This is a genomic window from Erythrobacter sp. SG61-1L (assembly GCF_001305965.1).
Classification (GTDB): Bacteria; Pseudomonadota; Alphaproteobacteria; order Sphingomonadales; family Sphingomonadaceae; genus Andeanibacterium.
The window spans coordinates 292,271-306,929 of record NZ_JXQC01000003.1 but is presented as its reverse complement, the minus strand read 5'-3'; the positions used below and the strand labels follow the sequence as shown (position 1 = coordinate 306,929).

Here is a 14,659-nt window from a genome sequence, read left to right as displayed (position 1 = left end):
CCGCCCCCGGCGCTACCCGCGCAGCCCGCGCCGTGACATTCGGCGAGAGCCGGCGCCTGTGCCGGCAGAAGGTGCGGACGCTTCCGTGAAAGGCGAGGGAGGCGTTGCTATCCGCCTGACCTCACCCGGCTCACCCGAAACGCCGGCCCGGAAACGGAGGAACCAAGAGCGAAGCGCAAAGCACCCCCGACCCGCCGCTGGAGCCAGTTGGTTACTGGCGGGCGAGTACATAGCCAATATGGTTCGTTTTGTCAAGATAGGGAACCGCATTGTTCAATCTCTCGTCATGCTGAACTCGTTTCAGCATCCATTCTTCCCCACGAACTGCCACTCGATCCGGATAAATGGATCCTGAGACGAGCTCAGGATGACGATGAAGATAACGCGGAGGTCACCACCTGCGCCGAAACCTCCACCCCAAGAGCCCTCAAACCACCAGCCACAAAGCCGCGTAACCGCCCAACTGCCCATCCTCACCCGGATTGAGCGACAGCAGCGGCTGCCCGCCCGGTTCAATGCCATCCAGCTCCGCCAGATCGACCGGCTCGGGCGAGAAATTGTAGATGCAGCGCACAAGCTGCCCATCCGCTTCCCGCTCGAAGGAAAGCACATTGCCTGCCGCGATGCAGCCGCCGAAACTGCCGTGATGCAGTGCCGGATGGGCCTTGCGCAGGGCAAGCAGCTGGCGGGTGAGGTTGAGGATGGAATCCCCGTCCTGTTCCTGCACATCCACCGCGCGTTCCAGATTGGGGGCGGATAGCGGCAGCCAGGGGGTGCCGCTGGTAAAGCCGCCCTGCTCTGCCCCGGCGATCCACGGCATCGGCGTGCGTGCGCCGTCGCGGGAAAGGGTGAGCGGCCAGTTGGCGATTGCCTCCGGGTCTTGCAGCAGGTGGAAGGGGATTTCGTCCTGTTCCAGCCCCAGTTCCTCCCCCTGATAGAGGATGATATCTCCCCGCAGCGAGGCGAGCAGGGCCAACTTCATCCGGGCGAAGTGGTCCATGTCCACCATGGCGCACCAGCGCGATACAGCGCGTGGCGCGTCGTGGTTTTCGAAGGCCCAGCTCGGCCAGCCTTCGGCCAGCCCGTCTTCGCCGGGCAGGCCCTGCCACTGCGCCATGGCATCGGCCACCAGCGCGGGAGTGAGCGCGGGGGAATAGAGGAAGTTGAAGCCATAGGCACTGTTCAGCCGGTGATCGCCCGCGGTGAAGGCCTTCATCTCGATCTCGGACTTTTCCCCGCCCACTTCAGCCATGGTGAAGATCGCGCCGTAATCGTCACAAAGGCCGCGGATACGTTCGATGAAGCCCACGATCCCCGGCTGGGACTGGCTGTGGATTTTCAACTGGTAATCGAATGGCCGGTTGAACTGCCTGCCGTCATGCGGGGCAGGCGGATTATCGCGCAATTGCGGATCGTGCATCGAATGGTTCAGCGCATCCAGCCGGAAGCCGTCAACCCCACGTTCCAACCAGAAACGCGCCACGCCCAGCAAGGCATCCTGCACCTGCGGATTATGCACGTTAAGCTGCGGCTGTTCTTTCAGGAAAGTGTGCATGTAATATTGGCGACGGCGGCCGTCCCATGTCCATGCCGGGCCGCCGAACACCGATTGCCAGTTGCAGGGCGGCGTCCCGTCTTCGTTGGGATCGGCCCAGACATACCAGTCCGACCTGGGATTTTCGACGGCGGAGCGGCTTTCGGCGAACCACGGATGCAGGTCCGACGTATGGGCATAGACCTGGTCGATCAGCACGCGCAGCCCGTGCGCATGGGCCACCTCAACCACCCGGTCGAAATCTCCCAGCGTGCCGAACACCGGATCAACATCGCAGAAATCGGCCACATCATAGCCGAAATCGCGCATGGGCGAGGTGAAGAAGGGCGAAATCCAGATGGCATCCACGCCCAGCGAGGCGATGTGGCCCATGTTGCGCGCGATCCCGGCAAGATCGCCCACCCCGTCTCCATTCGTGTCCAGAAAGCTGCGGGGATAGATCTGGTAGATCGCGGCCCCGCGCCACCAGGGAAGATCAGGGTTCCGGTCGGCTTCGGTCATCAATGCCCCACAAGATTACTGTGCAGTGCAGCATAAGCAAAAATTCGTGTCAGGGCAGTGGCCTTGCAACGGTGGACGAATTTTATTCCCTACGCTGCGGCAAGTGCTTGCGGGCGGGTGCCGGAATGGCTTAGGCGATGAGTTGAGGAGCTACGGAGGAAGAGTCGTCGGCGGTCTCGCGGCAACGCGGTGCCAGCCGGCCGGTGCAACCGTATTTCGGAGCCTGCCGTCCGTGCCATCCACACCCAGCGAAAAGACCCGGGAAATCGACGCCAACCTGATCGACGTGCTGCGCCACCGCGTAGGCAAGGACGAGCGTGCCGCCAAGCAGCATGACTGGTTCACGGCCACGGTGCTCGCCCTGCGCGATGAAGTCATTGACAGGTGGATGGAATCCACCCGCCAGACTTACGATGCTAAGGGCAAGCGCGTCTATTATCTCAGCCTCGAATTCCTGATCGGCCGCCTGCTGCGCGATGCCCTGTCCAACATGGGGCTGACGCGGGAGATGGAACAGGCCCTGCGCAATCACGGGCTGGACCTTGCCGCCATCGAAAGCCTGGAGCCCGATGCGGCGCTGGGCAATGGCGGGCTTGGCCGCCTGGCCGCCTGTTTCATGGAGAGCCTCGCCAGCCTGGACATCCCGGCATATGGCTATGGCATCCGTTATGTGAACGGCATGTTCCGTCAGGCATTGAAGGATGGCTGGCAGGTCGAACTGCCGGAAACCTGGCTGAGCCACGGAAATCCCTGGGAATTCGACCGGCGGGAAAGCGCCTATCTGATCGGCTTCGGCGGCGAAGTGGTGGCCGAAGGCGATGTAGCGGTGTGGAAGCCTGCCGAACATGTCGAAGCTTCTGCCGTCGATACGCCGGTGGTGGGCTGGCGCGGCAAGCGGGTGAACACCCTGCGCCTGTGGACGGCCAATTCGCTCGACCCGATCGACCTTGGCGCCTTCAATTCGGGTGACCATTTCGGCGCGCTCGAATCCAACCTGCGGGCCGACAGCCTTGTGCGCGTGCTCTATCCGGCGGATTCCAGCCCCGCCGGGCAGGAACTGCGCCTGCGGCAGGAATATTTCTTCACCTCCGCCTCCATCCAGGACATCGTGCGCCGCCACGTCCAATATCAGGGCGATGTGCGCACCCTGCCCGATCACGCGGCGATCCAGCTGAACGATACGCACCCTGCCGTTGCCGTGCCGGAACTGATGCGCCTGCTGGTGGATCAGCACGGGCTGGAATTCGACGAAGCGTGGGACGTAACCTGCCGCACTGTCGCCTATACCAACCACACTCTGCTGCCCGAGGCGCTGGAGGCATGGCCCCTACCTCTGTTCGAGCGGTTGCTGCCACGGCACATGCAGATCGTCTATGCGATCAACAGCCGCGTGCTGCGCGAAGCCCGCAAGAAGGGGCTGGACGATGCGGCGATCTCCGCCATCTCGCTGATCGACGAAACCAACGGCCGCCGCGTGCGCATGGCGAACCTGGCCTTTGCCGGGGCGCATAGTGTGAACGGCGTGGCCGCGCTGCATACGGAACTGATGAAGACCACCGTCTTCGCCGATCTGCACAAGCTCTATCCCGGCAAGATCAACAACAAGACCAATGGCGTCACCCCGCGCCGCTGGCTGCAGCAATGCAATACCGGGCTGGTTTCCGTGCTGAAGGACGCCATCGGCGATGGCTTCCTGGACGATACGGAAAAGCTGGCCGATCTGAACAAGCTGGCCGCCGATCCCCAGCTGGGCGAACGGATCGCGGAAGTGAAGCGCGCCAACAAGGTGGCGCTGGCCGCGCGGGTGAAGGAACTCACCGGCATCCGCCTCAATCCCGATGCATTGTTCGACGTGCAGGTGAAGCGCATCCACGAATACAAGCGCCAGCTGCTCAATCTGGTGGAGACCGTGGCGCTCTACGATCAGATCCGCAGCCATCCCGAACAGGACTGGGTGCCGCGCGTGAAGATCTTCGGCGGCAAGGCGGCGGCGAGCTATCACAATGCCAAGCTGGTCATCAAACTGGCCAATGACATTGCCCGGCGCGTCAATGCCGATCCGGCAGTGGGCGGTTTGCTGAAGGTCGTGTTCGTGCCGAACTACAATGTCAGCCTGGCCGAACAGATCATTCCGGCGGCGGACCTTTCGGAACAGATTTCCACGGCCGGCATGGAAGCATCCGGCACCGGCAACATGAAATTCGCCCTCAACGGCGCGCTGACCATCGGCACGCTGGACGGCGCGAATATCGAGATCAAGGACCGGGTGGGCGACGAGAACATCGTGATCTTCGGCCTGACGGCGGAAGAAGTCGCGGAAAAGCGGGCCAATGGCTATGTCCCGCGCGAAGTGATCGAAGGTTCGCGCGAGCTGCATCAGGCCGTTAATTGCATTGCCTCGGGCGTGTTCTCTCCCGACGATCCGACCCGCTATGCCGATCTGATGCGCGGGCTTTACGACCATGACTGGTTCATGGTCGCCGCCGATTTCGATGCCTATCACTCGGCCCAGCGCGGCGTCGACCGCATGTGGGAAGATCAAGCGGGCTGGCGCGAGAAGGCAATCCGGAATATCGCCAATGTCGGCTGGTTCTCTTCGGACCGGACCATCGGCGAATACGCCCGGGAGATCTGGGGAGTCCTGTGAAGCCATCCAAATCCGCAATTTCCGCGCTTCTCGATGGCACGCACTCGGACCCGTTTTCGCTGTTAGGCCCCCATGCGGGGCCGGAAGGAACCTTCGCCCGGGCGATTCTGCCCGGCGCGGAGGAAGTGAGTGCCTTCAGCCTGAAGGGCGGTGCCCTGGGCAAGATGGCCTGCACCGATCCGCGCGGGCTGTTCGAAGGCAAGCTGCGGGGCCAGCCCAAGCCGGTGAAATATCGCTGCCGCGGCGGCGGGCACGAATGGTGGGTGACGGACGCCTATGCCTTCGGCCCGGTGCTCGGCCCGGTGGACGATTTCCTGATCGCGCAGGGAACGCATTACCGCCTGTTCGACAAGATGGGCGCCCATTGCATCACCCATGAAGGCGCCGAAGGCGTGCACTTCGCCGTCTGGGCACCCAATGCCCGGCAGGTGAGCGTGGTGGGCGATTTCAACGACTGGAACCCTGCCCGCCACCCCATGCGCAACCGCAAGGACATTGGCGTATGGGAAATCTTCGTGCCGGATATCGGCGCGGGCCGCGCCTATAAATACCGCATCGTCGGGCCGGACGGCACGGTGCAACCGCTCAAGGCCGATCCCTATGCCTTCGCGTCGGAACTGCGCCCCAAGACCGCGTCGCTCACTGCCGATCCGGTGAAGCACGACTGGGGCGACGATGCACACCGGCGGCACTGGTCATCCGTCGATCCCCGGCGCGAAGCGATCTCGATCTACGAAGTTCACCCCGGATCGTGGCAAAGGAACGAGCATGGCTGGTTCCTGAGCTGGGATGAAATGGCCGAGCGGCTGATCCCCTATGTGGTCGACATGGGCTTCACTCATATCGAATTCCTGCCGGTATCCGAACATCCCTACGATCCCAGCTGGGGTTACCAGACCACCGGGCTTTATGCCCCATCCGCCCGTTTCGGCGGGCCGGACGGCTTCGCTCGCTTCGTGGACGGCGCCCACCGCGCCGGGATCGGTGTGCTGATCGACTGGGTGCCCGCCCACTTCCCCACAGACGAGCACGGCCTCGCCCGCTTCGACGGCACGGCGCTCTATGAACATGAAGACCCGCGCCTTGGCTTCCATCCTGACTGGAACACGGCGATCTACAATTTCGGGCGGCGGGAGGTTTCCAGCTTCCTCGTCAACAACGCGCTGTTCTGGGCGGAACGCTATCACGTCGACGGGCTGCGCGTGGATGCCGTCGCCTCCATGCTCTACCGCGACTATTCGCGCGAGGCCGGGGAATGGATTCCCAACAAGGAAGGCGGGCGCGAAAACTGGGAGGCAGTGGAATTCCTGCGCCAGATGAACCGCGCCGTCTATGGCAGCCAGCCCGGCACGATCACCATTGCCGAGGAAAGCACGGCATGGCCCGGCGTGAGCCTGCCTGCCTATGACGATGGCCCGCGCGAGAACCTCGGCTTCGGCTTCAAGTGGAACATGGGCTTCATGCACGACACATTGCGCTACATGGGGCGCGAACCGGTGCACCGGAAGTTCCATCACGAGGACATCACTTTCGGCCTGATGTATGCCTTTGCCGAGAATTTCGTCCTGCCGCTGAGCCATGACGAAGTGGTCCACGGCAAGGGATCGCTGCTGAACAAGATGAGCGGCGACGATTGGCAGCAATTCGCCAATCTGCGCGCCTATTACACCTTCATGTGGGGCTATCCGGGCAAGAAGCTGCTGTTCATGGGGCAGGAATTCGCCCAGCGCCGCGAATGGAGCGAAGAACGCGCGCTCGACTGGGATCTGCTGGATGCACCGTCCCACGAAGGGGTACGCCGCCTGCTGCGCGATCTCAACCGGCTCTATCGCACGCGCGGCGCGCTGCATGCGCGCGATTGCGAAGGCGACGGCTTCGAATGGCTGGTGGCGGACGATGCCGGGGCATCGGTGTTCGCCTGGCTGCGCAAGGCACCCGATGCGGCGCCCGTGGCAGTGATCAGCAACATGACACCGACGCTGCATGACCATTACCGCCTGCCCCTGCCGATCGACGGGGTCTGGCGCGAAGTGCTGAACAGCGATGCCGAATATTACGGCGGCAGCGGCAAGGGCAACAAGGGGCAGGTTGTGGCGGAAAATGGGGCGGCGCATGTCATATTGCCGCCGCTTGCCACGATCATGCTCGAATATGCGGGAAAGGACTGAGCAGGTAAGACGATGAGGGATCTCTCCGGACAACCTCTGGCGCGTGACGCCATGGCCTATGTGCTGGCAGGCGGCCGCGGCAGCCGCCTGAAGGAACTGACCGATAACCGCGCCAAGCCCGCGGTCTATTTCGGCGGCATGAGCCGTATCGTGGATTTCGCGCTGTCCAACGCGATCAATTCAGGCATCCGCCGCATCGGCGTGGCCACGCAATACAAGGCCCATTCGCTGATCCGCCACATGCAGCGCGCATGGAACTTCATGCGGCCGGAACGAAACGAAAGCTTCGACATCCTGCCCGCATCCCAGCGTATCGACGAGCTGCACTGGTATGAAGGCACCGCCGACGCGGTCTATCAGAACATCGACATCATCGAAGCCCACGCCCCCAAATATATGGTCATTCTGGCAGGCGATCACATCTACAAGATGGATTACGAACTGATGCTGCGCCAGCACGTCAATTCGGGCGCCGATGTCACCGTGGGCTGTCTGGTCGTGCCGCGCAAGGATGCCACCGGCTTCGGCGTGATGAAGGTGGACGAGAACAGCACGATCACCGAATTCGTCGAAAAACCCGCCGATCCCCCGGCCATTCCGGGCGATCCGGATCACGCGCTGGCATCCATGGGCATTTATGTGTTCGACACGGAATTCCTGTTCGACCAGCTGCGCCGCGATGCTGCCGATCCCAATTCTTCGCGCGATTTCGGCGGGGACGTGATCCCCTACATCGTGAAGCACGGCAAGGCAGTGGCCCACCGCTTTACCGACAGCTGCATCCGCGCCGCCGAGGAAATCGAGGAATATTGGCGCGATGTCGGCACGCTGGATGCCTATTTCGAGGCCAATCTGGACCTGACCGACACAGTGCCCAAGCTCAACATGTATGACCGGGAATGGCCGATCTGGACCGACCAGATCGTGGCCGCCCCGGCCAAGTTCGTGCATGATCAGGATGGGCGGCGCGGCCATGCCATTTCCTCGCTCATCAGCCAGGATTGCATCGTCTCGGGCGCGCTGGCCAAGCGCAGCCTGCTGTTCACCGGCGTGAAGATGGGCAGCTTCTCCAGCGTGGATGAGGCCGTGATCCTGCCCTATTGCAACATCGGCCGGGGCGCCCGCCTTTCGCGCGTGATCATCGATTCCGGTGTGCGCATTCCTGAAAAGCTGGTGGTGGGCGAAGATCCTGAACTGGATGCGCGCCGTTTCCGCCGCACCGAAAACGGCGTATGCCTGATCACCAAGCAGATGATTGCCGCGCTGAAGGACTGATGCCGCTACCCGTCCTTTCTCTCTCGTCGGAAGCCGTCCCGCTGATCAAGACCGGCGGGCTGGCCGATGTGGCGGGCGCCCTGCCCGCCGCGGTGGAGCCGCATGGCGTGGCCATGACCACCATGCTGCCCGGCTATCCCAAGGTGCTGGCCGGGCTGAAGCGCGCGCGTGAGGTCCATCGGTGGGACAGCCTGCTGGGCGAACCGGCCCGGCTGCTTTCGGCAAAGCTGGGCACGCATCCGCTGCTGGTGCTGGACGCGCCGGGCTATTTTAGCCGTGACGGCAGCCCCTATTCCGATCCGAACGGCAAGGATTGGGGCGACAATTGGCGGCGCTTCGCTGCCTTTGGCCGGGCTGCAGCCGATGTGGCGGGTGGCGCGGTAAAGGGCAAGCGCTTCGCCGTGCTTCATGCGCATGACTGGCAGGCCGCCATGGCCATCGCCTATCTGCGCTTCGCCCCCTTCGAAGGGCACAATGTGCCCAGCGTGATGACTATCCATAACATGGCCTTCCAGGGCTATTTCCCGCCGTCGATCTTCGGCGGGCTGGGCCTGCCGCAGGCCGCATGGTCCATCGACGGGGTGGAAAGCTATGCCGGGGTAGGCTTCCTCAAGGCCGGGCTGCAACTGGCAGACCGGGTGACGACCGTCAGCCCCAGCTATGCCGCCGAAATCCGCATGAGCGAATTCGGCATGGGGCTGGAAGGCCTCGTCGCCAGCCGGGGGGACCGGGTGAGCGGCATCCTCAACGGCATCGACAGCGAGGAATGGAACCCGGAAACGGACCCGGCCCTTTCTTCAAACTTCACTGCAAAAACAATTTCCAAGCGCTTGAAAAACAAGCGCGTACTGGAAACGGAATTCGGGCTGGAAATGGATGACGGCCCGCTGTTCATCGCCATCAGCCGCCTCACCTGGCAGAAGGGCATGGATGTGCTGCCCGAGATTGCCGACCATCTGGTGGGCAATGGCGCAAGACTGGCTCTGCTCGGATCGGGCGACAAGGCCATCGAACAGGCGCTGCACAAGGCGGCGGCGCGCCATCCCGGCCGCATCGCCATCCGCATCGGCTATGACGAAGCGCTTTCCCACCGGATGCAGGGCGGTGGCGACGCGATCCTGATCCCCAGCCGTTTCGAGCCTTGCGGCCTCACTCAGCTTTACGGCCTCGCCTATGGCTGCGTGCCGGTAGTGGCCCGCACGGGCGGGCTGGCCGATACGGTGATCGACGCCAATGTCGCCGCGCTGACCCAAGGCGTAGCCACCGGCGTGCAGTTCGGCGGGGTGCATTATCACCCCATGGCCACCGCGATCAGCCGCACGATAGAGCTTTATCGCAACCGGGCCGAATGGCAGCGGCTGCAGAAGAACGGCATGGCCTGCGATTTCTCGTGGAAGCGCAGCGGCGCGGCCTATGCCGCCCTGTACCGCCAGTTGACGGAAGGCTGAGCATGACGGCGATCTCGATCCCCACCACTCCCTTCGAAGGGCAGAAGCCCGGCACGTCCGGCCTGCGCAAGAAGGTGCGGGTGTTCCAGCAACCCAATTATGCCGAAAACTTCATCCAGTCCGTGTTCGACGCGGTCCAGCCGGAGGCAGGATCGACGCTGGTAATCGGGGGCGACGGGCGCTTCCATAATCGCACGGTGATCCAGCAGGCGATCCGCATCGCCGCCGCGAACGGCTATGGCCGTGTGCTGGTGGGCAAAGGCGGCATCCTGTCCACCCCGGCCGCCAGCCATGTGATCCGCAAATATGGTGCCAGCGGCGGGCTGATCCTGTCTGCCAGCCACAATCCCGGCGGGCCGGACGAGGATTTCGGGATCAAATACAACATCGCCAATGGCGGCCCCGCGCCGGAGAGCGTGACCGAGGCGATCTTTGCCCGCACTGCCACGATTGACCGCTGGCTGAGTGTGGACGCGCCCGATGTCGATCTCGACACTCTGGGCACGGCGCAGGTCGCGGGCATGGCCGTGGAAGTAATCGACCCGGTCAGCGATTATGCCGACCTGATGGAAAGCCTGTTCGATTTCGCCGCCATCCGCGCGGCGGTGGCAGAAGGCTTCACCATGGCCTTCGACGCCATGCATGCCGTGACCGGGCCTTACGCCCATGAAATCCTGGAAAACCGGCTCGGCTTCCCTGCAGGCACTGTCCATAACGGCACCCCGCTGGAGGATTTCGGCGGGCATCATCCCGATCCGAACCTCGTCCATGCCAAGGTCCTCTACGATCTGATGATGAGCACGGATGCCCCGCCCTTCGGCGCGGCTTCCGATGGCGACGGGGATCGCAACCTCATCATCGGCAAGCACTGCTTCGTAACTCCTTCGGATTCGCTGGCCATGCTGGCGGCCAATGCCCACCTCGCCCCGGCCTATGCGAGCGGCTTGAAAGGCATTGCCCGTTCCATGCCCACCAGCGCCGCGGCGGACCGGGTGGCGGCTGCGCTGGGCATTGCCTTCTATGAAACGCCCACTGGCTGGAAGTTCTTCGGCAATCTGCTGGATGCCGGAATGGCCACCATCTGCGGCGAGGAAAGCGCGGGCACCGGCAGCGACCATGTGCGCGAGAAAGACGGGCTGTGGGCCGTGCTGCTGTGGCTCAACATTCTGACCGTCCGCCGGATCAGCGTGGCCGATCTGGCGCGGGAGCATTGGGCGAAATATGGCCGCAATTACTACGCCCGCCATGATTACGAAGCCCTGCCGACCGAGAGCGCCAATGCGCTGATGGCGGAACTGACCGCCGCCCTCCCCACCCTGCCCGGCACCACCTATGGCCCGCTGACAGTCGCGGAGGCAGACAGCTTTGCCTATAGCGACCCGGTCGATGGCTCCGTCAGCGCCAATCAGGGCATCCGCGTGTTGTTCGAAGGCGGATCGCGCATCGCCTTCCGCCTGTCCGGCACGGGCACGGATGGGGCCACCCTGCGCGTCTATCTGGAACGCTACGAACCCGCTGGCGGCGCTCTGGCTGAGAAACCCCCCGCCATGCTGGCCGATCTGACCGCCGCCGCCGATGCAATCGCCGGGATCGCCCGCCACACCGGCCGCACCGCGCCTGACGTCGTAACGTGAGTTTTCCCCTCGGCGCCAGCTTCAGCAAGGGGCGCACCCGCTTTGCAGTGCGTGCGCCCCGCGCGGAAGGCATGTGCGTATGCCTGTTCGAACATGGGCGGGAACGCCATGTGCCGATGCACCGGGATGGCGACATCTGGCTGGCGGACCTGCCGCAGGATCTGACCGGCGCCCATTACGGCTATCGTGCATCGGGCGACTGGGCGCCGGAAAAGGGCCTGTGGTTCGATCATGCCAAACTGCTGGTCGATCCCTATGCCGTGGAGCTTGACCGGCGCTTCACCCAGCATCCCTCCCTGGCCGAACATGGCGCCGATACGGGCGGGCTTGTTCCGCGCGCCATCGTGCCGGGCAAACTGCCTGCCGTGCGCAAGCGCAAGCCCGGCTTCACTCCGGGCGGGCTGGTCTATGAGCTGAGCGTGCGCGGCTTCACCATGCGCCACCCGGACGTGCCGCCGCATCTGCGCGGCACAGTGGCGGCGCTGGCGCACCCTGCTGTGCTGGCTCACCTCAAGGCGCTGCATGTCGGCGCGGTGGAACTGATGCCGGTGGTCGCCTGGATCGACGAGCGGCACCTGCCCCCGCTGGGCCTGACCAATGCCTGGGGCTATAATCCTGTGGCGCCCACGGCGCTCGATCCGGGCCTGTGCCCCGGCGGCGTGGCCGAACTGCGCGAAACGGTGGCCGCACTGCACAAGGCCGGGATCGACGTAATCCTGGACATCGTGCTGAACCACACGGGCGAGAGCGATCTGGAGGGCGGCGTGATCTGCCTGCGCGGGCTGGACGATGCCGCCTATGCGCATGAACCTGATGGCGCCCTGATCAACGATACGGGCTGCGGCAATACGCTGGATTTCGCCAATCCGGCCGTGCGGCAGCTTGCGCTCGACACGATGCGCCATTTCGTGCGCCATTGCGGAGTGGATGGCTTCCGTTTCGATCTGGCCCCGGTGATGGCGCGCGGGCCGGGTTTCGCCCCCCACGCGCCCATCTTTGCCGAAATCGCCGCCGATCCGCTGCTGGCGGACCGTATCCTGATTGCCGAACCGTGGGACATCGGGCCGGGCGGCTATCAGCTGGGCCATTTCCCAGCCAACTGGCTGGAATGGAACGACCGCTATCGCGACGATGTCCGCCGCTTCTGGCGCGGCGATGTAGGCATCGGGCTGCTCGCCACGCGGATCGCCGGTTCTTCCGACATTTTCGGCGAAGGACACAGCCGCACGGTCAATTTCCTTGCCGCGCATGACGGGTTCACGCTGGCCGACACGGTCGCCTACGAACACCGCCACAATCAAGCCAATGGCGAGGATAATCGCGACGGCCACCATGAGAATTACTCATGGAACCACGGCGTTGAAGGGCCCTGCAGCGATCCGGCGATCATTGCCGAGCGCATGGCCGATCTGCGCGCCATGCTGGACACGCTGATGGCCTCCACCGGCACGATCATGCTCACTGCGGGCGACGAATTCGGACGCACCCAGCACGGCAACAACAACGCCTATTGCCAGGATAATGAAATAGGCTGGCTGGACTGGGAAGGCCGCAACCGCGAGTTGGAAGCCCATGCCTTCGCCCTTGCCGAATGGCGCGCGGCCAGAGTGGACTGGTTCCGCCATTTCCCGGTCATCGGAGAATGGTGCCACCCGGATGGGCACGCCATGGCCGTGAGCGACTGGGAACGGCCCGGCACGAAGGGCTTCACCTTCACTTCAGCCGATCCGGCCCGCCCCTATACGATCACGCTGGACCGCCATGCCCATAAGGTGAGCATGGCCGAAATAGGTGGAGAGCCGGTGAACGGCGGCAATCACTTGCGGCGATAGTCGTCCAGCGCCTTCACGGCGGGGCGTTCCGCCATGCGGGCGAGCCAAGCCGTCAACAGCGGCGCGGATTCTGCATTGCATTCATCGGGCATCACGCGCGGCAGGGCGGGTGCCATCGAATACCATTTGATATCCGCCAGCGAATAGAAATCGCCCAGCAGCCAGTCGCCGCCATGGGCCAGATGCTGTTCGGCCCGCGCTATGCAATTGGACAGGCGGCGCTTCGCATCGGCCAGTTCCTCGACCGAATAGCCCTTGTTGGAAACGGTCTGCCATTTCTTGCGCACTTCGTCATTCGGCATGCGGGCAAGGATCTGGGCCATTTCCTCCTTGTCGATCTTGGAGGCGAAAGGCGTGGCGCCGTGTGCGCCAACCGTGGTCAGCGCGGGGCAGAAATATTCGTCCACATATTTGGTCAGCACCCGCATTTCCGCGCAGAGCCAGGCATTGTCCGGGCGCAGGGGCGGAGTGGGGAAGACGGTGTCGATATATTCGTTGATCACCGTCGATTCACGCAGGACGCGGCCGTCATGGACCAGGATCGGCACCATGCCGTCAGGGCTGAGAGCCTGAAATTCCGGCGTGTGATGTTCCCATTTGCGGCTGTCGAGAAAGCGGTTCTCGAACTCCAGCCCCTTCTCCAGCAGGCAGAGCAGCGGCGTGAGCGAATTGGCGACCGGACCGAAATGATAGAGCGCGAGCATGTGCATCCTTCCCCGTATGGCTTTTGGGGCACTCTTATTTGACATTGTCAAAATGTCGAGAGGGATGCGGGAAAAAAGGATGAATTGAAAGCAGCGCGACCTATATGCACTCATCATTGCGAGGGCTGGAGGCCCGAAGCAATCCAAGGCGGAACGCGTCAGGCCCTGGATTGTTTCGCTTTGCTCGCAATGACGATGTCAGGGCCTATTCGCCGCCCAGCCTGCGCTCTTCCTCCATCATCACTTCCGCACGCCCCACCATCGTATCGATGATGCGCCACAGCACCTTGATGTCCTCCGGCGGAATGCCTTCGGTCAGTTTGTGGTCGCGTTCCACCACGCGTTCAATCATGCGGGCGTAAAGCTCGCGGCCCTGCTTGGTAAGATCGATCTCGATCTCAGGGCCGCCCGGCTTGCGCTCACGCGAGAGCAGACCGCGTTCCACCATGGCTTTCACGGCCCGGCTGAGCTGGCCGCGATCCTGCAACAGGAGATCGGCCAGACCATTGAGCGAAAGCGGGGCAAATTCGCCGACCTGCACCATGATCCGCCATTCGGTTTCCGAAAGGTCGAACTGCCTGCGCTGGGCCAGCACACCACTGCGCCGCAGCAGGCCGAACAGGATGATCATGCGCATGGTAACCAGTTCGCCCAGCGGGCCGGAACGCTGGTTCGGGCTGCGTGTCGCCCGGCCCGATTCGTCGCTCATATCTGCCTGCTGCACCTTGGTTTGTAACTCGGTCAAACTAACCCCCACGGGACTCTGAGTGATCTGACACCATCTTTTTGATGGTGTCAAAAAGGCTTTTGTGCTCTAACTCTCCCAGATAGCGCCTTCTACCGATCCTTTCGAGATTAGCTAGGGCGCGCGATGCAAAGGCTCCGGAGAAACCGG

9 protein-coding genes are annotated in these 14,659 nt (G+C 63.3%); 6 read left to right on the top strand and 3 right to left on the bottom strand.

Annotation, left to right across the window (positions count from 1 at the left end):
* Positions 1-427: 427 nt before the first annotated feature.
* Positions 428-2,056, bottom strand: a complete 1,629-nt coding sequence (locus tag SZ64_RS01690; protein WP_054529244.1) for an alpha-amylase family glycosyl hydrolase — start codon at positions 2,054-2,056, stop codon at positions 428-430.
* A gap of 232 nt (positions 2,057-2,288) precedes the next feature.
* Between SZ64_RS01690 and SZ64_RS01685 the strand changes: the two genes are divergently transcribed.
* Genes SZ64_RS01685 through glgX form a run of 6 tightly spaced genes read left to right on the top strand, consistent with a single transcriptional unit; the run spans position 2,289 to position 13,060 of the window.
* Positions 2,289-4,703, top strand: coding sequence for a glycogen/starch/alpha-glucan phosphorylase (locus SZ64_RS01685; RefSeq protein WP_193391505.1), 2,415 nt, complete (start codon positions 2,289-2,291; stop codon positions 4,701-4,703).
* Positions 4,700-6,871, top strand: coding sequence for a 1,4-alpha-glucan branching protein GlgB (gene glgB / locus SZ64_RS01680; RefSeq protein ID WP_054529243.1), 2,172 nt, complete (start codon positions 4,700-4,702; stop codon positions 6,869-6,871). Before SZ64_RS01685 ends, glgB begins: the two co-directional genes overlap by 4 nt.
* Before the next feature lie 12 nt (positions 6,872-6,883).
* Entirely contained in the window at positions 6,884-8,146 is a 1,263-nt protein-coding gene (gene glgC, locus SZ64_RS01675; RefSeq protein ID WP_082384390.1) for a glucose-1-phosphate adenylyltransferase, read from the top strand.
* Positions 8,146-9,594 (top strand): glycogen synthase GlgA, encoded by a 1,449-nt coding sequence (glgA, locus tag SZ64_RS01670; protein ID WP_054529241.1) that lies wholly within the window; start codon positions 8,146-8,148, stop codon positions 9,592-9,594. The genes glgC and glgA overlap by 1 nt, the downstream gene beginning before the upstream one ends.
* A gap of 2 nt (positions 9,595-9,596) precedes the next feature.
* The gene (locus tag SZ64_RS01665) at positions 9,597-11,228 is read left to right on the top strand and encodes an alpha-D-glucose phosphate-specific phosphoglucomutase (RefSeq protein ID WP_054529240.1); all 1,632 of its coding nucleotides are present in this window, start codon (positions 9,597-9,599) and stop codon (positions 11,226-11,228) included.
* Positions 11,225-13,060, top strand: a complete 1,836-nt coding sequence (glgX, locus tag SZ64_RS01660; RefSeq protein ID WP_054529239.1) for a glycogen debranching protein GlgX — start codon at positions 11,225-11,227, stop codon at positions 13,058-13,060. Before SZ64_RS01665 ends, glgX begins: the two co-directional genes overlap by 4 nt.
* On the opposite strand, the gene SZ64_RS01655 is transcribed toward glgX, so the two are convergent.
* Positions 13,045-13,764 (bottom strand): glutathione S-transferase family protein, encoded by a 720-nt coding sequence (locus SZ64_RS01655; protein WP_054529238.1) that lies wholly within the window; start codon positions 13,762-13,764, stop codon positions 13,045-13,047. The genes glgX and SZ64_RS01655 overlap by 16 nt on opposite strands.
* Before the next feature lie 205 nt (positions 13,765-13,969).
* On the bottom strand, positions 13,970-14,473 hold the full coding sequence (locus SZ64_RS01650) for a MarR family transcriptional regulator (protein WP_054529237.1): 504 nt from the start codon (positions 14,471-14,473) through the stop codon (positions 13,970-13,972).
* Positions 14,474-14,659 lie beyond the last annotated feature (186 nt).